The sequence below is a fragment of the Streptomyces albospinus genome (assembly GCF_014648695.1).
GTDB classification, from domain to species: domain Bacteria; phylum Actinomycetota; class Actinomycetes; order Streptomycetales; family Streptomycetaceae; genus Streptomyces; species Streptomyces albospinus.
This window is the reverse complement of sequence record NZ_BMRP01000027.1, coordinates 44,356-45,290: the sequence shown is the minus strand read 5'-3', so window position 1 is coordinate 45,290 and position 935 is coordinate 44,356. Positions and strand designations below refer to the sequence as shown.

The window sequence follows — 935 nt, the reverse complement described above, 5'->3', positions numbered from 1 at the left end:
CCGCCCCCGGCCCCTCCCGTAGGGGTGCGGGTCCCCGCCCCGGTGGGGGGAGGACGTCAAAGACCTGGGGCACCCTCCCTGTTGGGTAGGTACGGGTCATGAGGCGATTCGAGGGTTACCGCGTACTGATCACCGGCGCCGGGCGGGGTATCGGCGAGGCCACCGCCCGGCGGCTGGCCGACGAGGGCGCACGGGTGCTGCTCACCGACATCGACGAGGCGCGTGCCGATCGGGCTGCGCAGGCCATCCGGGACGGGGGCGGCGCGGCCGAGTCGCTGGCCTGCGACGTCGGCGACCGGACCGCCGTGGAGGCGGCCGTCGCGCACGCCGTGCACCGGTTCGGCGGCCTGGACACCCTCGTCAACAACGCCTACCGCTGCCACCCCGACACCCCGCTCTTCGAGGACACCCCGGACGAGGAGTGGGCCGCCGACCTGGACATCACCCTCGGCGGCGCCTTCCGCTGCGCGCGGGCCGCGCTGCCTCATCTGGCCGCCGCCGGCGGGCGCGGCGCGATCGTCAACATCGGCTCCGTCAACGGCATCCAGGACTTCGGCAACCACGCCTACAGCGCCGCCAAGGCGGGCCTGGCGAGCCTGACCCGTACGCTCTCCGGCCATGCCGCACCGCGCGGTGTACGGGTCAACCTCATCGCGCCGGGCACCGTCCACACCCCCAACTGGGCCGGGCGGGAGGCCGCGTTGCAGCGGGCGGCCGGGACGTATCCGCTGGGCCGGGTCGGCCGCCCCGAGGACATCGCCGCGGCCGTCGCCTATCTCGCCTCCCAGGACGCCGCCTGGATCACCGGCATCACGCTGCCCGTCGACGGCGGCGTCCTGGTCTCCAACGACGAGCTGCGCCGCGCCCTGCGTGGCGCATGAACTCCTCCCCCCACCGGGGCGGGGACCCGCACCCCTACGGGAGGGGCCGGGGGC

Annotated in this window: 1 protein-coding gene; it reads left to right on the top strand. The window is 75.5% G+C overall.

Features of this window, described 5'->3' with window-relative positions; all coding sequences use genetic code 11:
- The first annotated feature begins 98 nt into the window (after nucleotides 1-98).
- Entirely contained in the window at nucleotides 99-881 is a 783-nt protein-coding gene (locus tag IEZ17_RS28965) for an SDR family NAD(P)-dependent oxidoreductase (RefSeq protein WP_189305248.1), read from the top strand.
- The last annotated feature ends 54 nt before the right edge of the window (nucleotides 882-935 follow it).

Excerpts from the sequence above, each read along its gene's own strand:
- IEZ17_RS28965 (WP_189305248.1), top strand. The coding sequence starts at position 99 with ATGAGGCGATTCGAGGGTTACCGCGTACTGATCACCGGCGCCGGGCGG.